Source organism: Saccharopolyspora sp. NPDC050389, from assembly GCF_040655595.1.
In the GTDB taxonomy this organism is placed as follows: domain Bacteria; phylum Actinomycetota; class Actinomycetes; order Mycobacteriales; family Pseudonocardiaceae; genus Saccharopolyspora.
The window spans coordinates 119,460-140,661 of the sequence record NZ_JBFAKG010000017.1 but is presented as its reverse complement, the minus strand read 5'-3'; the positions used below and the strand labels follow the sequence as shown (position 1 = coordinate 140,661).

General features: G+C 69.9%; 24 protein-coding genes and 1 pseudogene. 15 read left to right on the top strand and 10 right to left on the bottom strand.

What is annotated here, in order from left to right:
- Positions 1-100: 100 nt before the first annotated feature.
- Both AB0I53_RS14100 and AB0I53_RS14095 read left to right on the top strand, forming a co-directional pair.
- Entirely contained in the window at positions 101-760 is a 660-nt protein-coding gene (locus AB0I53_RS14100) for an enoyl-CoA hydratase-related protein (protein WP_358601568.1), read from the top strand.
- Between the two features lie 24 nt (positions 761-784).
- On the top strand, positions 785-1,315 hold the full coding sequence (locus AB0I53_RS14095) for an AAA family ATPase (protein ID WP_358601565.1): 531 nt from the start codon (positions 785-787) through the stop codon (positions 1,313-1,315).
- Between the two features lie 11 nt (positions 1,316-1,326).
- On the opposite strand, the gene abc-f is transcribed toward AB0I53_RS14095, so the two are convergent.
- Together abc-f and AB0I53_RS14085 are read right to left on the bottom strand one after the other, a co-directional pair.
- On the bottom strand, positions 1,327-2,970 hold the full coding sequence (abc-f, locus tag AB0I53_RS14090) for a ribosomal protection-like ABC-F family protein (protein ID WP_358601562.1): 1,644 nt from the start codon (positions 2,968-2,970) through the stop codon (positions 1,327-1,329).
- A 344-nt stretch (positions 2,971-3,314) separates the two neighbouring features.
- Positions 3,315-3,821, bottom strand: a complete 507-nt coding sequence (locus AB0I53_RS14085) for a DUF2505 domain-containing protein (protein WP_358601559.1) — start codon at positions 3,819-3,821, stop codon at positions 3,315-3,317.
- A 261-nt stretch (positions 3,822-4,082) separates the two neighbouring features.
- Between AB0I53_RS14085 and AB0I53_RS14080 the strand changes: the two genes are divergently transcribed.
- Complete coding sequence (locus tag AB0I53_RS14080; protein WP_358601556.1) at positions 4,083-5,273, top strand: RtcB family protein; 1,191 nt, start codon at positions 4,083-4,085, stop codon at positions 5,271-5,273.
- 122 nt (positions 5,274-5,395) lie between these two features.
- Positions 5,396-6,703, top strand: a complete 1,308-nt coding sequence (locus AB0I53_RS14075) for an MFS transporter (protein ID WP_358601553.1) — start codon at positions 5,396-5,398, stop codon at positions 6,701-6,703.
- A 12-nt stretch (positions 6,704-6,715) separates the two neighbouring features.
- Here AB0I53_RS14075 and AB0I53_RS14070 read toward each other — a convergent pair whose 3' ends face one another.
- Together AB0I53_RS14070 and AB0I53_RS14065 are read right to left on the bottom strand one after the other, a co-directional pair.
- The gene (locus AB0I53_RS14070; RefSeq protein ID WP_358601550.1) at positions 6,716-7,591 is read right to left on the bottom strand and encodes an alpha/beta hydrolase; all 876 of its coding nucleotides are present in this window, start codon (positions 7,589-7,591) and stop codon (positions 6,716-6,718) included.
- A complete protein-coding gene (locus AB0I53_RS14065) occupies positions 7,588-8,286 on the bottom strand; it encodes a TetR/AcrR family transcriptional regulator (RefSeq protein ID WP_358601548.1) in 699 nt (232 codons plus the stop codon). Before AB0I53_RS14065 ends, AB0I53_RS14070 begins: the two co-directional genes overlap by 4 nt.
- A 133-nt stretch (positions 8,287-8,419) precedes the next feature.
- Here AB0I53_RS14065 and AB0I53_RS14060 point away from each other — a divergent pair, with 133 nt between their 5' ends.
- Positions 8,420-8,914 carry a GNAT family N-acetyltransferase gene (locus AB0I53_RS14060; protein WP_358601545.1) on the top strand — a complete coding sequence of 165 codons (495 nt, stop codon included), beginning with the start codon at positions 8,420-8,422 and terminating at the stop codon, positions 8,912-8,914.
- Here the strand turns inward: AB0I53_RS14060 and AB0I53_RS14055 are convergent, their stop codons facing one another.
- Positions 8,915-9,244, bottom strand: a complete 330-nt coding sequence (locus AB0I53_RS14055) for a hypothetical protein (protein WP_358601542.1) — start codon at positions 9,242-9,244, stop codon at positions 8,915-8,917.
- Between the two features lie 297 nt (positions 9,245-9,541).
- Here AB0I53_RS14055 and AB0I53_RS14050 point away from each other — a divergent pair, with 297 nt between their 5' ends.
- Together AB0I53_RS14050 and AB0I53_RS14045 are read left to right on the top strand one after the other, a co-directional pair.
- Positions 9,542-10,045 carry a hypothetical protein gene (locus tag AB0I53_RS14050; protein ID WP_358601539.1) on the top strand — a complete coding sequence of 168 codons (504 nt, stop codon included), beginning with the start codon at positions 9,542-9,544 and terminating at the stop codon, positions 10,043-10,045.
- A gap of 111 nt (positions 10,046-10,156) precedes the next feature.
- Positions 10,157-10,753, top strand: a complete 597-nt coding sequence (locus AB0I53_RS14045; protein ID WP_358601536.1) for a class F sortase — start codon at positions 10,157-10,159, stop codon at positions 10,751-10,753.
- Here the strand turns inward: AB0I53_RS14045 and AB0I53_RS14040 are convergent.
- Both AB0I53_RS14040 and AB0I53_RS14035 read right to left on the bottom strand, forming a co-directional pair.
- A complete protein-coding gene (locus AB0I53_RS14040) occupies positions 10,677-11,510 on the bottom strand; it encodes a cytochrome P450 (protein ID WP_358601533.1) in 834 nt (277 codons plus the stop codon). The two genes, AB0I53_RS14045 and AB0I53_RS14040, sit on opposite strands and share 77 nt — an antisense overlap.
- Positions 11,511-11,518: 8 nt before the next feature.
- The gene (locus AB0I53_RS14035; RefSeq protein ID WP_358601530.1) at positions 11,519-11,920 is read right to left on the bottom strand and encodes a hypothetical protein; all 402 of its coding nucleotides are present in this window, start codon (positions 11,918-11,920) and stop codon (positions 11,519-11,521) included.
- Positions 11,921-11,991: 71 nt separating this feature from the next.
- Here AB0I53_RS14035 and AB0I53_RS14030 point away from each other — a divergent pair, with 71 nt between their 5' ends.
- The 4 genes from AB0I53_RS14030 (at position 11,992) to AB0I53_RS14015 (ending at position 13,749) form a co-directional block, all read left to right on the top strand.
- The gene (locus tag AB0I53_RS14030) at positions 11,992-12,219 is read left to right on the top strand and encodes a hypothetical protein (RefSeq protein WP_358601527.1); all 228 of its coding nucleotides are present in this window, start codon (positions 11,992-11,994) and stop codon (positions 12,217-12,219) included.
- Positions 12,161-12,292 carry a hypothetical protein gene (locus tag AB0I53_RS14025; RefSeq protein ID WP_358601579.1) on the top strand — a complete coding sequence of 44 codons (132 nt, stop codon included), beginning with the start codon at positions 12,161-12,163 and terminating at the stop codon, positions 12,290-12,292. The genes AB0I53_RS14030 and AB0I53_RS14025 overlap by 59 nt, the downstream gene beginning before the upstream one ends.
- Positions 12,293-12,539: 247 nt before the next feature.
- A complete protein-coding gene (locus tag AB0I53_RS14020; RefSeq protein ID WP_358601524.1) occupies positions 12,540-13,205 on the top strand; it encodes a phosphoribosyltransferase in 666 nt (221 codons plus the stop codon).
- Complete coding sequence (locus AB0I53_RS14015; protein ID WP_358601522.1) at positions 13,195-13,749, top strand: hypothetical protein; 555 nt, start codon at positions 13,195-13,197, stop codon at positions 13,747-13,749. Before AB0I53_RS14020 ends, AB0I53_RS14015 begins: the two co-directional genes overlap by 11 nt.
- Positions 13,750-13,779: 30 nt before the next feature.
- On the opposite strand, the gene AB0I53_RS14010 is transcribed toward AB0I53_RS14015, so the two are convergent.
- Positions 13,780-14,514, bottom strand: a complete 735-nt coding sequence (locus AB0I53_RS14010; RefSeq protein ID WP_358601519.1) for a dienelactone hydrolase family protein — start codon at positions 14,512-14,514, stop codon at positions 13,780-13,782.
- Positions 14,515-14,555: 41 nt separating this feature from the next.
- Complete coding sequence (locus AB0I53_RS14005; RefSeq protein ID WP_358601516.1) at positions 14,556-15,833, bottom strand: MFS transporter; 1,278 nt, start codon at positions 15,831-15,833, stop codon at positions 14,556-14,558.
- Positions 15,834-16,035: 202 nt separating this feature from the next.
- Here AB0I53_RS14005 and AB0I53_RS14000 point away from each other — a divergent pair, with 202 nt between their 5' ends.
- Both AB0I53_RS14000 and AB0I53_RS13995 read left to right on the top strand, forming a co-directional pair.
- A complete protein-coding gene (locus AB0I53_RS14000) occupies positions 16,036-16,932 on the top strand; it encodes a class I SAM-dependent methyltransferase (protein WP_358601513.1) in 897 nt (298 codons plus the stop codon).
- Positions 16,933-17,042: 110 nt separating this feature from the next.
- Complete coding sequence (locus AB0I53_RS13995) at positions 17,043-17,306, top strand: GlsB/YeaQ/YmgE family stress response membrane protein (RefSeq protein ID WP_358601510.1); 264 nt, start codon at positions 17,043-17,045, stop codon at positions 17,304-17,306.
- A 16-nt stretch (positions 17,307-17,322) separates the two neighbouring features.
- On the opposite strand, the gene AB0I53_RS13990 is transcribed toward AB0I53_RS13995, so the two are convergent.
- The gene (locus AB0I53_RS13990; RefSeq protein ID WP_358601507.1) at positions 17,323-17,721 is read right to left on the bottom strand and encodes a DUF6292 family protein; all 399 of its coding nucleotides are present in this window, start codon (positions 17,719-17,721) and stop codon (positions 17,323-17,325) included.
- 188 nt (positions 17,722-17,909) lie between these two features.
- On the opposite strand from AB0I53_RS13990, the pseudogene AB0I53_RS13985 reads away from it, so the two are divergent.
- A pseudogene (locus AB0I53_RS13985) lies at positions 17,910-18,208 on the top strand (DUF664 domain-containing protein).
- Between the two features lie 119 nt (positions 18,209-18,327).
- Positions 18,328-21,078 (top strand): EAL domain-containing protein, encoded by a 2,751-nt coding sequence (locus AB0I53_RS13980; RefSeq protein WP_358601504.1) that lies wholly within the window; start codon positions 18,328-18,330, stop codon positions 21,076-21,078.
- Positions 21,079-21,202: the final 124 nt, after the last annotated feature.

Genomic DNA, 21,202 nt, shown 5'->3' with positions numbered 1-21,202 from the left:
ATCCACCGGCTCCGACATGCCAGCCATACCCAGAGCCCCCGGGCCCTCCGATCCTACGAATGACCAGATCAGACCCACGCCTTGAAAGGTAGGACTGACCATGCCCGCGCTTCGCGAAGAAGACAACGTCTTCATCCTCGACCTCGGCGACGACGAGAACCGGTTCTCCCCGGAGTGGCTCAAGACGGTGCACTCGCTGCTGGACACCGTCGTCGACGCCCCGTCCCATGGTGCTCTCGTGACCACCGGACAGGGCAAGTTCTACTCCAACGGGCTCGACCTGGACTGGCTGCTGAACAACTACGACCAGCTCGACTCCTACCGCACGGAGATCCACGAGCTGCTGGCCCGCGTGCTGACCCTGCCGGTCCCCACCGTCGCGGCGATCAACGGGCACGCCTTCGGCGCCGGGGCGATGCTGGCCCTGGCGCACGACTTCCGGGTCATGCGGGCCGATCGCGGCTACTTCTGCTTCCCCGAGGCCGACATCAACATCCCGTTCACGCCCGGGATGGCCGCGCTCATCCAGGGCAAGATCACCCCGGCGGCGGCGATCGCGTCGATGACGACCGGGTGGCGCTTCGGCGGAGACCAGGCCCGCGAGCTCGGCCTGGTCGACGCGACCGCACCCGAGGCCGATGTCGTCCGCAGCGCGACGGAGATCGTCCGCCCGCTGGCGGGCAAGGACCGCGATACCTTGAGCGCCATCAAGTCCACCATGTTCGCGACCGCGATCACCGCACTGCGCGCGCCCGCGTAGCAGCGGGAACAACCAGAGGAGACCATGACCGGCTCCGGAATCGACGTCGTCTTCGTCAACGGGACCGTCGGCGCGGGCAAGTCCACCCTCGCCGAGGCGATCGGCGAACTGGAGGTGCAGGCGGGCCGGCCCCACGCGCTGATCGACCTCGACCACATCCGCAACTGCTGGCCGAGTCCCGCCGACGACCCGTTCAACCACACGCTCGAACTGCGGAACCTGCGGGACCTGACCGCCAACTACCGGCGGGCCGGCGCGCAGCACCTGATCGTCGCGGGAGTGATCGAGGAGCGCTCGGCCATCACCCGCTACCAGGCGGCGTTGGGGTCGACGGCGATCCTGCTGGTCCGGCTCGTCGTCGACCCGGCCGTCGCCCGCGACCGACTCCGGCGGCGGCACGCCGACGACGAGCCCGGCCTGCGCTGGCACCTGGATCGCACGACCGAGCTCGCCGGGATCATCGACGCGGCCGGGCTCGACGACCTCGTCGTCGACTCCTCGCATGAGCCGCCTGCGGTCCTCGCCGAGAAGGTCCGGACCGCCGCAGGCTGGTAACTCTGTGGTGGCTAAAGGGATTCGCCGTCGGGTGCCGCCGTCTCCAGCAGCTGGCCGTCGGCGAGCCGGAGCCAGCGGTCCACGCCGATCTTCGCGAGGAACCGCTCGTCGTGGCTCACCACCACGAACGCGCCCTCGTACGCGGTGAGCGCGCTTTCCAGCTGCCCGATGCTCAGCAGGTCGAGGTTGTTGGTCGGCTCGTCGAGCAGCAGCAGCTGTGGCGCCGGCTCGGCGAACAGGACGCAGGCCAGCGTGGCGCGCAGGCGTTCGCCGCCGGAGAGGACCCCGACCGGCAGGTGGATGCGGGAGCCCCGGAACAGGAAGCGGGCGAGCAGGTGCATCCGCTGCGCCTCAGGCATTCCCGGCGCGAACGCCGCCAGGTTCTCCAGCACCGTGCGGTCGAGATCCAGCAGGTCCAGCCGCTGGGACAGGTAGGCGACCCGGCCGTCGGCACGCTTCGCGCTCCCACCGGCGGGCTCCAGATCGCCGTTGATGACGCGCAGCAGGCTGGACTTGCCGGCGCCGTTCGGCCCGGTCAGCGCGATCCGCTCGGGCCCGCGGATCGCGAGGTCGACGCCGTCGCCGGCGAACAGGGCCCGCTCGCCGCGGTGCACCTGCAGCCGCTCGCCGAGGAAGACCGTGCGCCCCGCCGGCAGGTTGGTTCCGGGCAGTTCCAGCGCGATCCGCTGCTCGTCGCGCAGGGATCGCTCGGCCTCGTCGAGGCGCGCCTTGGCATCGCCGAGCCGCGCGGCATGCGTGTCGTTCGCCTTGCCTGCCGACTCCTGAGCGCGCCGCTTCAACCCGCCGGCGACGATCTTCGGCAGCCCGGCGCTCTCGATGTTCCGGGCGGCGTTGCTGGCCCGGCGCTGCGCTCGCTCGCGGGCCTGCTGCATCTCCCGCTTCTCGCGCTTCACCTCCTGCTCGGCGCTGCGGATGTTCTTCTCCGCGACCTCCCGCTCGGCGCGCACCGCCTCCTCGTACGACGTGAAGTTCCCGCCGTGGAACCGGATCTCGCCCCGTTCGAGTTCGGCGATGCGGTCCATCCGGTCGAGCAGCGCCCGGTCGTGGCTGACCAGCAGCAGGCAGCCGTTCCAGTCGTCTAGCACGTCGTAGAGCTTGCGGCGCGCGTCGCGGTCGAGGTTGTTGGTCGGTTCGTCGAGCAGCAGCACGTCGGGCCGCTTCAGCAGCTGCGCGGCGAGGCCGAGGGAGATGACCTGCCCGCCGCTGAGCGTGTGCAGGCGCCGGGTGAGGGAGACGTCCCCGAGGCCGAGCCGGTCCAGCTGGGCGCGGGTGCGCTCCTCGATGTCCCAGTCGTTGCCGATCGTGGTGAAGTGCTGCTCGTCGGCGTCCCCGGATTCGATCGCGGCCAGCGCCCGGAGCACCGGAGCGATCCCGAGGACCTCGGCCACAGTCGGATCGCCGAGCAGCGGCAGGCTCTGCGGGAGGTAACCGAGCACTCCTTCGGCGGACACGCTTCCGCCGGTGGGCCGGTACTCGCCGGCGATCAGCTTGAGCAGCGTGCTCTTCCCGGCGCCGTTCGGCGCGACGAGACCCGTGCGCCCGCCGCCGATGGTGCACGACAGGTCCTGGAAAACCGGGGTGTCGTCGGGCCAGGAGAAGGACAGGTTGGAGCAGATGATGAATGCATCGGACATGCGAGAACCCTCGTGGAGATGCGGGCGCGCCTAGGACGCCCGGGGCGACGAACGGGACGACGAAATCGCCACACGGCAGCAGCGCTCTCGCGCGCCTACCGGCGGCATCACGTCCGGGTATCACCCGGAGATGTCGTCGTCACCAGCCACGTCTGGTCTCCCTTGCTCCGATCGGCCTCACCGTAGCAAACGGCTTCCGGCTCGCTCGAATGGTTTTCCGGCGAGCCGTGGCCTCGGAGTTTTCGCGCGACGGACGTGCGCAGTTCGGGTGGCGCGCTCAGTGTCGGGTGCCGTGCGAGATCTGCTGGCCGCAGGAACGCCGGTCGTCGACAAGCAGCCCGGCCTCAGCCGTGCTCGGACAGCCACTCGACCGTGAACTCGTGCTCGGCCTCGAGCAGGCCGCGCACCTCCCTGGCGAAGAGGTCCTCCAGCTTTCCGCCGAGCAGCGGGATGGCCACCTTCACATCGCCCTCGACGACGAACTCGCAGCCCGCACCCGCCGGCAGGTCGCGCAACCGCTGCACCGCCGTGATCGAACGCGGCATCACCAGGGCACCTGCCGTCACCTCGCCAGCGAAGCCGCCGTCGGCTTCGCGAGACCACTCCTCGGCGCGGTCGATCGCAAGATCGCCACCGACGACAGTGCGGGCCACCGAGGGAATCACTTCGGCGCGCACGCCCTGCCGGATCCGGAACCACACACCGTTCTCGGTCGCCTCGTGTTCGAGCAGCTCGTTGTCGCCGCCGAGCACGCGCAGCCGCTCACGGAGGTAGCCGGGGTCGATCAGCACTGCGAACACCAGGGCGGCGGGCCACTCGTAGGTGCTCCGGAACTCGATGTGGCGCGTCATGCAGAGGAGGTTACTTCCGATTTCGCGTCGCCGCGGTTATGCGCCGGCATCGCGCAAGCGACCGGCACGTGTCGCCTCCGGGTCATGGCGCGCGAATGTCCTCATAGGACGCTGACGATGACACGTGGTCGTCGCCGATCGGCGGGGCACGACTGTCCAACGTGATCAGATGGCGGGTGGTTCTTCATTTAATTCGGTGGCATGGCGGGAGAAAAACCGCGATCATTGCCGGGTCAAGGTGACCGAGAGTCAGGAAGAACGATGTACGCGGCAGTTGAAGGCGCAAGGGTTCCGATCCGGATGTGGGCAGACCCGCAGTCCGTGGAAGACGCTGCCATGCGCCAGTTGCACAACGTCGCCAACCTGCCGTGGGTGCACGGCCTCGCCGTGATGCCGGACGTGCACTACGGCAAGGGCGCCACCGTCGGCAGCGTGATCGCCATGCGCAACGCCGTGTCCCCTGCCGCGGTCGGCGTCGACATCGGCTGCGGGATGAGCGCCGTGCGGACGTCCCTGACGGCCGACGACCTGCCGGACGACCTCGGCGTCCTGCGGCGGCGGATCGAATCGGACGTGCCGGTCGGCTTCGCCATGCACCGCACGCCGGTGAACCCGGCGCGCGTGCCAGGCGTCGGCGGCTGGCGGGAGTTCTGGTCCGTCTTCGCGGAGCTGCACCCGGGCGTGCAGAGCCTCGAAGACCGGGCGCGGGCGCAGATCGGCAGCCTCGGCGGCGGCAACCACTTCATCGAGGTCTGCCTCGAGCAGGGCGGCCCGGACGCCGGCCGGGTGTGGCTGATGCTGCACTCCGGTTCCCGCGGCATCGGCAACGAGCTGGCGAAGCGGCACATCGACATCGCCCGGCGCCTCCCGCACAACGCCGACCTGCCGGACTCCGACCTCGCGGTGTTCGTCGCGGGCACCCCGGAAATGCAGGCGTACCGCCGGGACCTGTTCTGGGCGCAGGACTACGCGGCGCGCAACCGGGCCACGATGCTGGCGCTGGTGCAGCTCGCGGTGGCGGATACGGTGCCGGGCACCAGGTTCGACACGCCGATCTCCTGCCACCACAACTACGTGGCGGAGGAGAGCTACGACGGCGTCGAGCTGCTGGTCACGCGCAAGGGCGCGATCCGGGCGGGCACGGGTGATCTCGGCATCATCCCTGGCAGCATGGGCACCGGGTCCTACATCGTGCGCGGCCTCGGCAACGAGCGGTCGTTCCAGTCGGCCTCGCACGGCGCCGGCCGGCGCATGTCGCGGACCAAGGCCCGGAAGACCTTCACCGCCGCGGACCTGGAGGCGCAGACCGCGGGAGTGGAATGCCGCAAGGACGCCGGCGTGGTGGACGAGATCCCGGCCGCCTACAAGGACATCGAGTCGGTGGTCGCCGCGCAGACCGATCTGGTGGAGGTGGTCACCCATCTGAAGCAGGTCGTGTGCGTCAAGGGGTGAACGACCGAGTGCTTCGGCGGAGCCGCCGAAGCACCCAGGCTCCCCGAAACCGCTGGTGAGACTGGCGGCGACGCGGGTGCCGCCGAGTGGCCCGGGCGGCGGGCGGCTGGTCTGATCGCGTGATGGACGTGGCTGCGGATCCGGGCGTTGCGGCTCGGCGGGACTGGCGTTCGGTGCTCTGCTGGGCGTTTTGGGGCTGGGGTTCGGCGGCGTTCAACGCCGTGATCCTCACGTTCGTGTTCACCGTATACCTGACCGGCTCGGTGGCCGACGATCCGCGAAGCGGCTCCGCTGCGCTCGGTGTCACGCTCACCATCGCCGGAGCGTGCATCGCGCTGGTGGCGCCGGTGACCGGCCTGCGAAGCGACGCCGGCGGGCACCGCAAGCGGTGGCTGGCGGTGCACACCGCGCTCGTGGTGGCCTGCACCGCGGCGTTGTTCGTCGTCCACGACGACTCGGCGTACCTGCTGCTCGGTCTGGTCCTGGTCGCCGCGGGCAGCGTGTTCGTGGAGTTCGCGGGCGTGAACTACAACGCGATGCTGCTCCAGGTCTCGACGCCGGCGACGATCGGCCGCGTTTCCGGTTTCGGCTGGGCGATGGGCTATTTCGGCGGGCTGGTCGCGTTGGCGATCGTGCTGTTCGGTTTCGTCCAGCCCGATGTCGGCTTGTTCGGCGTCACCTCGCAGGACGGGCTGAACATCCGTGCCGTGGCGCTGTTCGCGGCCGCGTGGTTCGCGCTGTTCGCGCTGCCGGTGCTCCTTCTCGTCCCGGAGACTCCCTCCCCCGCGAACCAGGTGCGGCGGTCCTTCCTGGGCAGTTACCGGGTGCTCGGCAGGCGGCTCGCGCGGATGTGGCGCAGCGACCGGCAGACGCTGGGGTTCCTGGTGGCCAGCGCGCTCTACCGAGACGGCCTGGCCGCGATCTTCACCTTCGGCGGCGTGATCGCGGCAGGAACGTTCGGTTTCAGCCCTGGCGAGGTGGTGGTCTTCGCCATCGCGGCGAACCTCCTCGCCGGGGCCAGCGCCTTCCTGGGCGGCCGCGCGGACGACAGGTTCGGCCCGAAACCGGTCATCGTCACGGCGCTGTCCGGGCTGGTCGTGGTGGGATCGGCGCTGGTGGTGCTGCCCGGCAAGCCCGCGTTCTGGGTGTGCGGGCTGCTGCTGGCGGCCTTCCTGGGGCCGACCGAATCGGCCAGCCGAACGTTCCTCGCCCGCATCGCCACCCCCGGCCGCGAGGGCGAAACGTTCGGCCTCTACGCCACCACCGGACGAGCCGTGAGCTTCCTCGGGCCACTGGCGTTCAGCGGCTTCATCGCGGTGTTCGGCACGCAACGCGCGGGCATGGCCGGGATCGTCCTCATCCTGGTGCTCGGGCTCCTGGCCATGCTGCCGGTCCGAGCACCCGAACCCACCGCCATCGACCGACTCTGACGCCGGTACCGCTCACGGTCGGCCCTCGGCCAGGAAATCGGCGGTGAGCCGGTGGAATTCGGCGGGCTGGTCCAGGGGCAGCAGGTGCCCGGCACCGGAAATGACCGCCAACCGCCCGCCGGGCGCCGCCGCGGCCGCCTGCCGCACTTCCCGGTCTCCGACGAGCTGATCATCCGCTCCGCGCAACCACAAGCTCGGCACTTCCAGCCGGCCCAGCTCCGGCAGGAAGTCCAGCCGCATGCCGAAGGGCCCGTAGGCGAGGATCTGCCAGTCGTCCAGCGCCTTTTCGCGATGCCGCGACTTGGCCTGCGCCTCGGCGCGGGCGAGTTCGACGATCCGGTCGAAATCGTCCGCGGCCGCACCGGCGGCGAGACCGCGCACCATCGACCGGCGGATCGCGGTGGCGGAGTTGGCCAGGTAGCGGCTCGACGCGCGCAGCAGGCCGGGCGCTCGCAGCGCCAGCCAGGTGCCGAGTTGCATCGGCCGGCGCGCGCCGATCCCGCCGGGTGCCGAGAAGACCGCGCGCGAAACGCGTTCCGGGTGGTGCAGGCTGTAGCCGATCGCGATGCCGCCGCCCATGGAGTGGCCGACGAGGGAGATCCGTTCGACTTCCAGGTGGTCGAGGAGCTGTTCCACGAGGAGTTCGCACAACTCCTGGTCGACGGTCCGCTGCCACGGCCGGCTACCGCCGTGCTTCGGCAGATCGATCGCGTAGACGCGGTGCGTGCGGGCCAGCGCCGGCAGGACGCGGTGCCAGAGCAGCTCAACGGTGTCGAGCATCGCACCGTGCAGCAGCAGAACCGGTTCGCGTTCCTTGTCGCCCGCGGTGTACAGCCGCACCGGGCCGCCGGCGAGTTCGAGATCGGTGACGGTGGCGAACCCGGTCATGGCTGCTCCTCCTGATCGGTGCCGAGCTGCTCGGCCAGGCGACCGAGGAGCAGCAAGTGGGCGTCGGTCGCGGCGGGATCTCCTGTCGCCGCCGCGGATTCCGGCGGGCGTTCCAGGCCCCGCTCGATGAAGGTGATCACCACGTCCACCGCCGCCGCGAGCTGATCCCGGGTCAGCGGCCCGAGCATGGAGTTCGCCGACAGCAAGCCGATGGTGAACGACGAGAGCGCGAGGGAAACCGCCTCAGGCCGGGCGTCGGTCGCCAATGATCCTGCCTCGTGGAGGGCTTCGACGTAGTCGGTGATCCAGGCGAAGCGCTGCCGGTACCGATCGCCGCCGACAGCATGCGCGTGTGAGCCGAGAACTGCCTCGTCGTCCAGGAGCGCAGCGGTCATCAGCGCGTCGTCGAGCAACGCCTCCAGCCCGAACCGGTAGACGGCACTCAGACCGACCGGCGTCAGTGCCGCGACGACACGTTGGCGCACCTGATCGACCAGACGACTCGTGCACCGGGTGAGCAGGGCGTCCATCAGCTCGTGCTTGCCCTCGAACTCGCGGTAGATCGCACCCTTGCCGATCCCCGCTCGGCGAGCGATCCGCTCGACGCTCACGCTGTCGAAACCGTCGCACAGCACCAGATCCTCGGCGGCGTCGAGGATCGCGCCCACCCGGTTGGGGATCAGCGGTCGCGGCACGGAACCACATCCATCTCGTAGTGACCGGAAGCCATCTTGCGGTCACTATAGCTCGGCCCACGGCGCCGTAAATGGCTTGCCGCCCGGCCCGCGAACGCGAAAGGGTTGCCGTGTGGCTATCCGCTTCCCGCTGATGAGCGCTCGCCTGCAGGTTCGCCCGTTCCAGGCCGAAGATCACGCCGCGATCCACGCGGTCTACGGCGATCCCGAGGTGATGCGCTACGTCGCGTACGGGAACGCGGTCTCGGCGACGGAGAGCGCGACGATGGTGAACGACTACATCCAGCACCAACGCTCGCACGGCTACGCGTTCTGGGCCGTGATCGAGCGCTCGACGGGCCGCCTCATCGGCGACGCCGGATTCGAGGCGCACGGGACCGGCGCGGAGTTCGGCTACACGCTGGCACGCGAGCGGTGGGGACACGGCCTCGCCACCGAGGTCGGACACCTCTGCCTCAACGCGGCGTTCGACCAGCTCCGCCTGCCGGAACTGACAGCGGTCGTCGACCCGCGAAACCCCGCGTCGGCGCGCGTGCTCGACAAGCTCGGATTCAGTTTCCACGGCGAATGCGTCGAATACGGCCGGCCGCACCACCGCTACCTGATCACCGCCGATACCTGGCGGTGATCAGCCGCCCCGCGCGGCATCTTTCCGGCCTTTCTCGGCGATCCCAGAGAACATCCCCGCACGAATTGATCGCGAATTGATCGAAAATTGATCGCAATTACCAACGTCGACGCGATCATTTCTGATCAGCGCCTCGATCATTTTCTCAAAATCATTTTTTCGGCCGTCTCGAATAATTGATCTCCAAAGCGGACAGATCATAATTGCGGCCGATCTAGCTAAATGGACGATCGCCGCCTCGCAACATAATCCGATGGTGACGATCTGTGACGACATCCCCTGGTTTCGCGGCGTCGATCGACGACCAACGGGGTGATCGGAGCCCTTCATCGGTGTCGATCTCACCTTGCGTGAAGAATATTCCCAATTGGACATATCAACAGAACCCCGATCGTATGATCATGCATCGCTGCCGCTGCCAACCCGAATGACCGTGCTTACCGTTACGAATAGTCGCCTTCAGATCTAGCGAGGCGATCGGGGAAAAGATCTCGGATGCGGGATTCTCGCTCGAATGATCAAAGGGAGGCTCGAGTGTCCTCAACGCTTGTTCGCCTTGGCGGGATCGCCGCCTTTGTGTTGGGTACTTCGATCGGCCTGACTCCTGTGGGGAACGCCGAAGGCAATATGGCGGCGCCACCACTGGTGTCCACGGTCGACGACCAGTGCGAAAACTCGGAAGACTGCCTGCAGCCGCCGGAGTGCAAGCCCGAAGACTGCATGAAGCCGCCGCCGTGCTTCGAGAACTGCCCGCCGGAGGAGGTCAAGCCACCGGTCGAGCAGCCGGCCCTGCCGCCTGCACCGCCTCCGGCACCGCCGGCACCGCCGGCCCCGGGCCAACCGCCTGCGCAGCAGCCGGCCCAGCAACCGGCTCAGCAGTCGCCGGAGGCTAGGCCGACCTCGGTCAAGCCGAAGCCGACGGCCAAGCCCGCCGTTCCGGCCAAGCCGCAGCAGCGGCCGCAGGTCGAGCAGAGGCCGGTGGGCGCCGTGCCGGCGGGCGGCGGTGCCACGGCACACGACGAGTCCGGCGTCTCCGGCTCGCTGCTGGCAGCCAGCGGTGCGGCGGCCGTCGCCCTGGCGGCGGGTGGCGTCTACGCGCACCGGCGCCGGCACGCCGAATCCCGGCGCTGATCGGAATCGGAATGGTGGTGCGCGCTTTCGGGGAGCGCGCACCACCATTCCCCGCGAAGGCCCGCGAACGGCGCGCACGTCGCGGGCACCGGAAACGGCGGGGGTGGGAGCATGAGGGCCGCATTGCTGGCCGCGTGGTGCATCTTGCTGGTGTCCGTGATGGGCCCGGCGGTTTTCGGCCCGGCGGACGCGGATTCCGCGCCGCCCCCGGTCGTGGCCGCGAGACCGGTCCCGCCGGGACCGGTGACGTCGGCCCCGGGCGATCCCCATCCGGCCGGGATCGCCATCCCGTCCATCCGGGTTGCGTCGACGCTCGTTCCGCTGGGGCTGAACGCGGACGGCACGGTTCAGGTTCCCCCGATCGAGAAGCCCGGGCAGGCCGGCTGGTACGAAGGCGGGCCGGGCGCGGGCGAGGTCGGCCCCTTCGTCGTGCTGGGCCACGTCGACTCCTACACCGAAGCCGGCGTGTTCTACCGGCTGCGCGACCTCCGCCCCGGTGACCAGATCCACGTCGATCGCCGAGACGGGTCGCGGGTCACCTACGTGGTCGACCGCGTCGAACGGTTCGCCAAGAACCGGTTCCCGACCGACGTCGTGTACGGCGACGTGGCCCGCCCCGAGATCCGGTTGATCACCTGCGGCGGGGACTTCGACGAGACGCACCGCAGCTACGAGGACAACCTGATCGTGTTCGGCCACCTCGTCTGATCCGGAAGCCGATCACCAGGTCACCGGCATCCGCTCCGGGCCCGCATCCATCAGGACCGCCCGCCACGGCAGTTCTTCGGCCGGAGTGGCCGGCCGAAGGGTGGGAAAGCGCGCGGTGAAGACGGCCTGGAGTTCGCTGCGCGCCAGTGCCGCCCAGTGCCGCGCCGAGGCAGTGGTGCGGCCCGCGCCCGAAGCTCAGGTGCGGATTGGGATGCCGGGTGATGCCGAACCGGTCCGGCTCGGGGAAGCGGCCGGGATCGCGGTTGGCCGCTTCCAGCGAGACCAGCACCTGCTCGCCCACCGCGATGTCCACACCGCGGAGTCGAACATCCGCGTGCGCGATCCGTGGCATCGCCTCGGCGTTTCGGCCGGTCTGTGTCACAAGACTTCCTCGACGGCCGGCGCCACCAGTTCCGGATCGCGGCCCAGCGCGGCGTATTGACCGTTTGGTGAGCAGCAATGTGGTGCCGATGGCGATCGCGTTGGCGGTGGTGGCGTATCCGGCGATCAGCAACGCGATGGCCATGGTCGCCAGCTCCGGCTCACTGAACCGGTCGCCGTCGTCCGCGCGGGCCGCGATAAGCGCGCTGAGCAGATCCGCGCCCGGGTCGGCCCGCTTCGCTGCGGCCAAGCCCAGCACGTGTTCCTGGAGTTTCGCCCGCGCTTCGGCGCCATCCGGCGTCATCGGGTTCAGGGCGACCATCGCGTCCACGCGATCGCGGAGCGGGATCCGGTCGGCTTCGGCGATTCCGAGCATTTCGCCGATCACGGTGATCGGCAGCGGGACCGCCAGCGCCTCGACGAGGTCGATCGGCCCGGTGCTCGACGAGATCTCTCCAGCAACGACGCGACGATTTCGCCGACCCCGGCTCGCAGCGCCGCCACGTAGCGGGCGGTGAACGCCTTCGGCACCAGGCCCCGGAGGCGCCCGTGCCCACGGCGGGTCCTGGAACAGCGAATCGTTCGCACCGGCTCGGCCGGTGGTTCGAGCCCGAACCGCGGATCGCCGAGCACAGTGCGCACGTCGTCGTAGCGGGTGACCGGCCAGGCCGGCCCGATTCCAGGCACATCCACCCTGGCGACCGGTGACCTCTCCCGGAACTCCGCGTACTCGACGGACATCCCGAACGCGTTAGGACGGGCGAACGAGTACTGCTTCGCCGGCATGCGCGGCCTCCCCTCGTGTCGCCGTGCCGAGCCCCTAGGCGCACGGCCGTATCGTGAACGAGGTTCACAATATGAGCAGCGAACTACCTTCGGACCCGCTCGCGGTGCTGGGCAAGCTATGGGATGTGGCGCTGCTGCTAACCGACGACGTCGAACACGGCCTCGCCGAGCGCGGCCTCAGCCGGGCGCGCGAACCTGCTCTGGCAGCTCTACCAGCGCGGATCGTCGACGCAGCGGGACATCAGCCGCGCACTCGGGGTGACTCCGCGCAACGTCACCGCACTGCTCGACGCGTTTGAGAACGGCGGCTACGTCACGCGCGGACCGCACCCCGACAGATCGGCGGGCGACGCTGGTCGACCTCACCGATGAAGGACGCACCGCGGTGGCGGCGATGCACGTCCAGGCCGATCGGGCCGCCGCCGACCTGTTCGACGACGTTCCGGCGGCCGAGCTCGCGACCCTCCTCCGCCTGCTCGACCACATCGGGATCCAGCTCCGCGCCCGAGCGAACACGACCGGCCCGAAGGGAACTGCGGCTGAGTACTGATGGCCCCTGTGCCAGCCGCTCGCTCCGGGGCCATGCTTGGTTCCAGGCGGGATGAGGGGGTGCTCCATCGTGCCGTTCGAGAATCGCAGGGACGCCGGTCGCCGACTGGCCCGGCAGTTGCTGCACTTCCGCGAGGTGGATGCCGTCGTGCTGGGATTGCCGCGCGGCGGCGTTCCGGTGGCCTTCGAGGTGGCCACGGCGCTGCACGCGCCACTGGACGTGATCGTGGTTCGCAAGCTCGGGGTTCCCACCCATCCCGAGCTCGGCATGGGCGTCATCGGCGAAGGCGACGTGCGCATCATCAACGACGAGGTGCTGTGGAAGACCGGAGTCAGCGCGAAGGAACTCGACGAGGTGGAGCGCCGCGAGCGGATCGAACTCGACCGGCGCGCACGACTGTTCCGCGTCGACCGCCGGCGCGTGGACGTGACCGGCCGGACGGCCATCGTGGTCGACGACGGGATCGCCACCGGCTCAACCGCGCACGCCGCCTGCCGCGTGGCCCGCGAGCAGGGCGCGGCCCACGTGGTGCTGGCCGTGCCGGTGGCTCCGCCGCAGGCACTGGAACGACTGGAGGAGGTGACCGACGAGCAGGTCTGCCTGGAGACGCCGGGCTGGTTCATGGCGATCGGGCAGTGGTACCGGGACTTCGCACAGACTTCCGACGCCGAGGTCATCGAGCTGCTCCACCACACCGGCCGACCACGCGCCACGAGGACCGCCGATGACAGGTGAACACAGCGCATGCTCGCGACGCGAATTCCTCGTCCTGGCCGCCGCCATCGCGGTGCCGCTGCCCGGATGCACGCACCAGGAGCCGGGAGGAGTGCCGCCGTGGATGCTGACCCCGGACACGAAGATGGACCCGGACCTGGAGCGCGACGTGCGGATCATCCACGAGCTCCTGGTCCACCACCAGGAGATCGCGCGGACGGTGGACCACTTCTCCTACGGGGTCCGGACGACCACCACCAGCGCCGACCGGGATGTTGCCGCGAACCTCCGCACCCACGTCGAGCGGATGAGGTGGCGCCTGGCGCGTGGCGACGCGATCCGCCAGCTCGACCCGCTGTTCGCGGAGCTCTTCGAGCACCACGCTCAGATCGATCTGCAGGTCGAGCCCCTCCCCGACGGCGTGCGAATCATGGAGACGTCGTCGGATCCTCGGGTGGCGATGCTCCTCCGGCAGCACGCGGTGGCCGCTGTGTCGGAATTCGTCGCCACCGGAATGGATCGCGCCCTGCGCCCCACTCCCCTGCCACCCGGCTACCCCGGCTAGCGAAGGAGCGGTCCAGCAGTGCGAGTTCTCCTATTGTTGTTGCAAGACAGGGGAATCGTCCGCCAGGCACTCCGTCAGGAACCTCTTCAGCCCCGACCAGGATCGTTCGGCCGAGCGCTCGTCGTACTGGATTCCGTTCTCCGGGCTGTTCGCCTGCGGCGCCATGAAGGCGTGCATGGTGTCGCCGAACGCTTGCAGCTGCCAGTCGGCGCCGGACTCCGTCATCTCCGCGGCCAGCCCGACCACGTCTTCCGGCGGCGCCCACGGGTCATCCCAGCCGTGGTAGGCGGCGACCTTGGTCTCGATCGGCCGCGGGGACCAGCCGGACGGCGGCGTCAGCACGCCGTGGAAGCTGGCGACACCCCGGACCGCCGCCCCGGTCCGGGCCATGTCGAGCACGCAGAGCCCGCCGAAGCAGAACCCCATGGCCGCGATCCGGTCGCCATCCACCTCAGGCCAACCGGCCACTGTGGACACGATGGCCGACAGCCGGTCCGCCGGCATCGCGCGGTTCGCGAGGAAAGGCCGCATCAGCGCTTCGAATTCCGCCGGCGTGGAGCCGCCGACGCCCTTGCCGTAGAGGTCCATGGCGAACGCCTGGTAGCCCCACGGCAGGAGCCGTTCGGCCATCTCGACCGGGGTATCGGTGCGCCCCTCCGCACCGTGGCAGACCAGCACCGTCGGCGCGGGAGCGCGAATCTCCTCGCTGATCAGCAGCACGCCTTCGAGCGTGGTGGAACCGTGGTGGTGCACTACTTCCCGCATCGTCACCATCGTCGACGCACCTCCTGACGTCCTTGGCGACGCTATCCGCCGGGAGGCGTGTTCGCTTGCGGCGGAGCAGTCTCCGCCGGACGCGGAATCCGTTGCTCACGGGGCGAATCGCTGTTCCGGCGCGGCAGCAGGAGCGGCGTGCCGAGGATGAGCACCCCGGCGATCGCGATGGCGACGCGGGGGCCGGTGGCGGCGGCGAGCAGTCCCCAGAGGAACGTCAGCGCCGAAACGGTGGCGCCGCTGCCGATCGACCACGCCGCCAAGGTTCGGGCGACGCTGCCGGAATCGATGTTCTCGAGTCGGTAGGTAGCGAACACCGGGTTGAAGATGCCCATGCTCGTGATCAGGCCGAACTCGATCACGATGATGAGCAGCAGGCCCGGCGGGCCGGGCGGCACGAATGCCAGGCCCACCGGCCAGCACACGGCCACCGTGCCCGCGGCGAGCATGACCCGGTGCTGCCCGAACCTCGCGACCAGGGGCCTTGCCAGCCGCGACCCGACCAGGCCGCCGATGCACGGCACGCCGAAGGCGAGGCCGTACTGCCACGGCGCGTAGCCCAGGTCGCGGAGGAGCAGGACCGCGAGCAGCGGGACGGGCGCCATGATCAGCCCCTTCACCAGGCTGTTGTTGAGGAACAGCCGCCGCAGCAGGGGATGCCGGAAGATGCAGCGCCAGCCCTCGACGACGTCGCCGGCGCGGAACCGCGATCCGCGCCGCTCCGGCGGTCGCTCCCGGCCGCTGATCGCGCGGATCCCTAGCGCGGAGAGCAGGTAGCTGGCGGCGTTGAGCACGACGGTCGTCACGGGGCCGAACGCGCCGATGGCGAACCCGCCCAGCGGCGGACCGATCGCGGTCGCCGTCCACGTCGTGGACTCGAACCTGCCGTTGGCCGCCAGCAGGTCGTCGGGCCGCACCAGCGCCTTGAGGCACGCGCCGCTCGCCGCGGTGAACAGGATGTTGGCGGCCGCCACGAGCACGGACACGACGACCAGCTGCGCGAAGGTCAGCACGCCGAGCGCGTAGGCCGCCGGCACGGACATCAGCACCGCGAACCGGACCAGATCCATCGCGATCATGACCGGCCGCTTCCGGTGGAACTCCACCCACGGGCCGAGCGGCACCGCGAGAACCGCACCGACCGCCAGGCCCGCGGCAGCCAGCGCGGAAACCTGCGTCGTGCTGCTGTGCAGCACCAGGACGGCGATGAGCGGGAACGCGTCGAGCGCGAGCCACGTGCCCGCCGTGCTGATCGCGTATGCCGACCACAACCAGCCGAAGTCCCGCCCCAACGATGTCCCGCGCTGCAAAACCGCCTCCGAAAGCCACGTGCCGACCGAACAGATCAAACCGCTCGGCGGCGGCTGCGATCCGGCCGGGTCCCCGCGCTGCTTCGAAATCACCTCGCGCCAGCCGGTCCTCGCGGTGCCGGCGTCCGAATTCAGTCCTCATTGGACGGTTCGATGGAAATTCGGTGGCCCTGGCCGGGCGCGCGGCGCTAGCCTCACGCGCGTGATCTACGAGCATCCGCTGGCCTACCTGCTCGGGCTAGAAGGCATCGCCTTGTTGCGCGGGTTCACCGGGGAACAGGGCCGCGCGTTCGTCGAAGAGCGCATCGCCGAAGTGCGGCGGCTGCTCGACGACGAGTCGCTGGCGGGCGCTGCCGTCGAAGTCGCCCGCGTGGACACCGTCGAGGGCTACCGCATCTGGTCCGAGACCTACGACGACGAAGACAATGCGGCGTTCGACTTCGACGAACCGATGATCGCGGAGATCGTCGAAGCGCTGCCGGTGGGCGTCGCGCTGGACGCCGCGTGCGGCACCGGCCGGACCGCCGCGGCGCTGGCGGCGCGCGGCCACCGGATCGTCGGCGTGGACAGCTCGCCCGAGATGCTCGACCGCGCGCGCAAGCGGTTGCCGGACGGCGACTTCCTGCTCGGTGATCTGCACCAGCTGCCGGTCGCCGACGGCGATGTGGATCTGGTCGTCTGCACCCTGGCGCTCGCACACCTTCCCGCGCTGGGGCCGGTGTTCGCGGAGTTCGCCAGGGTGCTGCGCCCGGGCGGGCATCTGGTGATCTCCGACATCCACCCGGACCGCGTGGCGCGCGGCTCGGTACCGCCGGTGCGCGGGCCGGGCGGGCAGCCGGGCCGGCTGCCCGCTCACCGCCACCTCGTCGGGGACTACCTGCGCGCCGCGCTGCCGCTGGATCTGCAGCCGCGGCGCTGCGAGGAGCCTCGGTTGCCGGACGCGGAAACGCCCCGGCCGGACGCGACCGCTCCGCGCGAGACGGGGCCGTGGGAGCACTGGCCGTGGAGCCTGGCCGCGATGATTCCCGAGGCGGCCCGAGCGGCCAACGCCGGAGTGCCGGGCACCATCATCTGGCACTTCCAGCTGGCGTCTGGCTGATCGTGCTCGGAAAACGCCTTCCGCCGGGTGCGCCGCGGTGTGGAATGCGCTGCGCGGGCCCGGGGAACCCCTGGGCCGGACGGTTGACCCGAGCTCAGGAGGACGCCGCCATGGGTATTCTCAGCTGGATCTTGTTCGGGCTGATCGCCGGGGCAATCGCCAAGTTCATCCTCCCGGGCCGCGATCCCGGCGGGATCATCGTGACCATCGTGATCGGAGTCGTCGGCGGATTGCTCGGCGGATGGATCGCGACCAGCGTTGCCGGTGGTGCGGGAGTCACCGGTTTCAACCTGATGAGCTTCGTCTGGGCGGTCATCGGCTCGGTGATCCTCCTGCTGATCTACCGGCTGATCTTCCACCGCACGCGCGCTTGACCGCAGCCGGTCGCGATCAGGCGGCGAACCGCGCGAGGCGGTCTTCGAGGTCGTCGCCCGCATTGGGCAGGCGGAACGACGGAGGCTGGAGCATGCCGGGGTTGTGCCCGTCGATCGCATCCTGCAGGAATTCCCGCACCAGCCCGGGTTCGGGCAGGATGTCCTCGCCCATGAATTCGATGGCCGTGGTGTCCCCCCAGCCGTCGGTCTCCACCCGCAGGGCCCAACCGCTGACCTCGTCCCAGGTCAGCAGGAGCGGGCAGTCCACGAGCGTGGGCACCTTCGAGTGCACGAGGATGATCGCCGTGGCCAACCCGCTCTCCAGGTCGACGTCGACCTCGTAGACGTCGTCGCCGAGATCGCCCGCCACCGTGCGCACGTAGTTGATCAGCCCGCCTGCTGCCGGACTCGTCATGTCCATGGTTTCCCCCCGAACCAGAACAGCGCTCCGCTGTTGTCTTGGGGTAACCGGACCGCCGACGCCGCAGACCGCCCGATGGCATGAATTCCACCCGAGTCGATCTTCCGACGCGACGCGGAACGTTCCATTACCGCCATCTCGTTACCCTTTCCGGTACGACCGAACCGGAACCGAAGTCGGATTTGCGCCGCTACCTGCGGGCCGCGCGCGAAGCGGTGCTGTGGAAGCTGGACGGGCTGGAGTACGACGTCCGCCGGCCGCTGACGCCGACCGGAGCCAGGTGACGCTGCACCAGATCCTGGTGCACATGATCGCCGAAACCCATCGGCACGCCGGTCACGCCGACATCGTCCGGGAGCTCATCGACGGCGCCTCCGGGCTGCGCTGCGGCAGCGACAACATGACGCCGGGCGACCAAGTGTGGTGGCAGGCCTACTGGAACCGGCTCGAAAGCGCGGCGCGGCAAACCGACCGGAGCTGACGCCCCCGGACAGATGGTTGATGGTCGGCGGTTCCGGGAACTGCTAGGTCGGGTGCGGCCACGACGGGCGCAGCCCACGCCGCGTGCGCGGGTGGGCGGGTCTCTTCTTTGGACGGATCATGACGATCGATCCTGGGGGCGGGCCGAGCAGTGCGGGCCTTGGCGGCGAGTTGCTGGACCTCGCGCTGTCCGCACACGGCGCGATCGGCTGGCGGTTCGACTTCGCCGACCGCAAGATCACCTGGATGCCCGGCATGGACGTGCTCCTGGACATGCCGGGCGCGACCGACGAGGCCGTCCGCGCCCGGCTGGCCGGGCTCATCGAGCCGTGGGCGGTGACGGCCGATCCGCCCGCCTGGCCGCAGGACATCGACCTGGAACAGCCCATCGTCACCGCGCAAGGCGAGACCCGGCTGCTGCACCTCCGCGCCCGCGCGTTCGGCGACCGGCGGACCGGCGGCCTCATCGGGCTGATCCGCGAGGTGACCGGCCTGCACCGGGACCGGCAGGCGCTGGAGGACCTCGCCGGCCGATACCGGCTGCTCGCCGAGCTCAGTCCCGATGCGATCTGCGTGCACCAGGACGGGATCATCAAGTACGCCAACCCGGCGATGAGCACCATCCTCGGCGCCGAATCCTCCGAGCAGCTCCTCGGGCGGCGGGTCACGGATTTCGTCACCCCGCAGTCGGTCGTCGAGATGCGCAAGCGGCTCAAGCTGCTGACGGCGGAGGGCACCGCGACGCCCCGATCGCACGCCCACCTGCAGGGCGTGGACGGCACCCCGGTCCCGGTGGAAATGGTCGCGGTGCACACCACCTGGGACGGGCGGCCGGCGGTGCAGGTCATCGGGCGGGACATCACCACGCAGAAGACGGCCGAAGCCACGCTGCGCTACCAGGCGGCGCTTGTTCAGCACGTCAACAACGCGATCATCGCGACCAGCCGCGAGGGCGTGGTCACCAGCTGGAACCCGGCCGCCGAAACCGTGTACGGCGTGCCCGCCGAGCAGGCGTTGGGACGGCATGTCGAGGCGCTCGTCGGCGCGCCGCTGCGGCCCGAAGCCCTGGTCGCCGAGGGCGGCGTCACCGAGGCCGTGCACCGGCACCGGGACGGCACCACCCTCGTGGTCCGGATCTCGGCTTCGGAAATGGACTCCGGTTTCGTGCTGGTGTGCGCCGACGAGACCGCGCACCGGCAGGCCGAGCAGGACTTCGCGACCGTGGTCGCGGCGCTGGACGAGGGCGTCATCGTGGTGGGCTCGACGGGAATCATCGAGGCGGTGAATCCCGCCGCCGAGCGCATCGCCGGCTCGTCCGCGGCCGAGATCATCGGCACCGCACCCACGTCCTGGTCGTTGTTCGACGAGGCCGGGACGCCGATGCGGCCGGACGAGCACCCGGCGGTGACGACGCGGCGAACCGGGAAACCGCAGAACTCGCGGGTGATCCGCTTCAACCGCTCGGACGGCCGCAACACCTGGTTGGCGGTCACGGCCCGGTCGCTGAATCCGCAGGACCGCCCGCCGCACAAGGTCGTCATCTCCTTCAGCGACATCACCGAGAGCCGGGCCGCCCGGGAGCGCCTGGAGTACGAGGCCACCCACGATCCGCTGACGGGACTGGCGAACCGCACGCTGATGCTGCGCCACCTCGGGGCAGTGCGGCAGCGAACGCTCCCGATGGCCGTGCTGTTCATCGATCTCGACAACTTCAAGCGCATCAACGATTCCCTGGGCCACGTCATCGGCGACGAGGTGCTGCGGATCGCCGGGCACCGGTTGGTGCGGGCGACGCCCGGCGAGGCGTTGGTCGGCCGGCTCGGCGGCGACGAGTTCGTGATCATGGTGCACTGCGAGGGAAGCCACGCCGTGCTCCGCAGGCTCAGCGAACGGCTGATCGCCGCCCTCACCGAGCCCATCCACGTGCAGGGCCGGCAGCTGCACGTCAACGGCAGCATCGGCGTGGTGCTGGCCGGCCCGGACGACACGCGATCCGCCCAGGACCTCCTGCGCGATGCGGATGTGGCCATGTACCAGGCCAAGGCGCACGGCGGCGGACGCTGCGCGTTCTTCGACGTCGACCTGCGCGAACGCGTGCAGCGGCACATGGTCCTGGAGCAGGACCTGCGTCACGCCGTGCGGCACGAGCAGCTCTGGGTGGCCTACCAGCCGGTCGTGGACCTGCGCACCGAACAAACGGTCGCCGTGGAGGGCCTGCTCCGGTGGTGGCATCCGTTGCACGGCGCGGTTTCGCCGGGCGAGTTCATCCCGCTGGCCGAGGAAAGCGACCTGATCAACCCCATCGGCGCGCACATGCTGTGCGAGGCGACCCGCCGGATCGCGGCGGCGCGCGAGCGCCACGACCTCGACCTGCACCTCAACGCGAACCTTTCGCCGCGCCAGCTGGAAGATCCCGACCTGCAGGACCACGTGCAGCAGGCGCTCGCCGAATCCGGGCTGCCGGCCCACGCGCTGTGCTTGGAGATCACCGAGAACGCGATCATGCAGGATCCCGACGCCGCGACGCGCGTCCTGACGGCGCTGCGCGAACTGGGCATCGGCCTGGCCATCGACGATTTCGGCACCGGCTACTCCTCGCTGGCGCAGCTGCGCCGGCTGCCGCTGGACATCGTCAAGATCGACCGGACGTTCGTCACCGACCTCGGCGCCTCCGACGAGCTCGAAGTCATCGTCGCCGGCATCGTCGCCATGGCCCACGCGATCGGACTCGGCGTGGTGGCGGAGGGCATCGAGACGGTCGCGCAGCTCGGCATCATCCGCGACCTCGGCTGCGACCAGGGGCAGGGCTATTACCTGGGCAAACCCGCACCGATCGACGCGCTGTTCCCGCCGTCGGCCGACCGGCGGTGAGCACCGGCTATCCGGCGTCGACCATCCGGATGCTTTTCCCGGACGCACCGCTACACGGGTGTCGCGCGGACCGGGCGACCGGCGCGTTTCGACTGGCTGCACCCGGAACCTGCTGGTCTGATCG

Coding starts and splice junctions, on each gene's coding strand:
- AB0I53_RS14080 (WP_358601556.1), top strand. CDS start 4,083: ATGTACGCGGCAGTTGAAGGCGCAAGGGTTCCGATCCGGATGTGGGCA.
- AB0I53_RS14015 (WP_358601522.1), top strand. CDS start 13,195: ATGACAGGTGAACACAGCGCATGCTCGCGACGCGAATTCCTCGTCCTG.
- AB0I53_RS13990 (WP_358601507.1), bottom strand. CDS start 17,721: ATGACGAGTCCGGCAGCAGGCGGGCTGATCAACTACGTGCGCACGGTG.
- AB0I53_RS14055 (WP_358601542.1), bottom strand. CDS start 9,244: ATGAAGGGCTCCGATCACCCCGTTGGTCGTCGATCGACGCCGCGAAAC.
- AB0I53_RS14060 (WP_358601545.1), top strand. CDS start 8,420: ATGAGCGCTCGCCTGCAGGTTCGCCCGTTCCAGGCCGAAGATCACGCC.
- AB0I53_RS14030 (WP_358601527.1), top strand. CDS start 11,992: ATGAGCAGCGAACTACCTTCGGACCCGCTCGCGGTGCTGGGCAAGCTA.
- AB0I53_RS14035 (WP_358601530.1), bottom strand. CDS start 11,920: ATGCCGGCGAAGCAGTACTCGTTCGCCCGTCCTAACGCGTTCGGGATG.
- AB0I53_RS14045 (WP_358601536.1), top strand. CDS start 10,157: ATGAGGGCCGCATTGCTGGCCGCGTGGTGCATCTTGCTGGTGTCCGTG.
- AB0I53_RS14070 (WP_358601550.1), bottom strand. CDS start 7,591: ATGACCGGGTTCGCCACCGTCACCGATCTCGAACTCGCCGGCGGCCCG.
- AB0I53_RS13995 (WP_358601510.1), top strand. CDS start 17,043: ATGGGTATTCTCAGCTGGATCTTGTTCGGGCTGATCGCCGGGGCAATC.
- AB0I53_RS14085 (WP_358601559.1), bottom strand. CDS start 3,821: ATGACGCGCCACATCGAGTTCCGGAGCACCTACGAGTGGCCCGCCGCC.
- AB0I53_RS14040 (WP_358601533.1), bottom strand. CDS start 11,510: ATGCTCGGAATCGCCGAAGCCGACCGGATCCCGCTCCGCGATCGCGTG.
- abc-f (WP_358601562.1), bottom strand. CDS start 2,970: ATGTCCGATGCATTCATCATCTGCTCCAACCTGTCCTTCTCCTGGCCC.
- AB0I53_RS14010 (WP_358601519.1), bottom strand. CDS start 14,514: ATGCGGGAAGTAGTGCACCACCACGGTTCCACCACGCTCGAAGGCGTG.
- AB0I53_RS14075 (WP_358601553.1), top strand. CDS start 5,396: ATGGACGTGGCTGCGGATCCGGGCGTTGCGGCTCGGCGGGACTGGCGT.
- AB0I53_RS14050 (WP_358601539.1), top strand. CDS start 9,542: ATGGCGGCGCCACCACTGGTGTCCACGGTCGACGACCAGTGCGAAAAC.
- AB0I53_RS14095 (WP_358601565.1), top strand. CDS start 785: ATGACCGGCTCCGGAATCGACGTCGTCTTCGTCAACGGGACCGTCGGC.
- AB0I53_RS14100 (WP_358601568.1), top strand. CDS start 101: ATGCCCGCGCTTCGCGAAGAAGACAACGTCTTCATCCTCGACCTCGGC.
- AB0I53_RS13980 (WP_358601504.1), top strand. CDS start 18,328: ATGACGATCGATCCTGGGGGCGGGCCGAGCAGTGCGGGCCTTGGCGGC.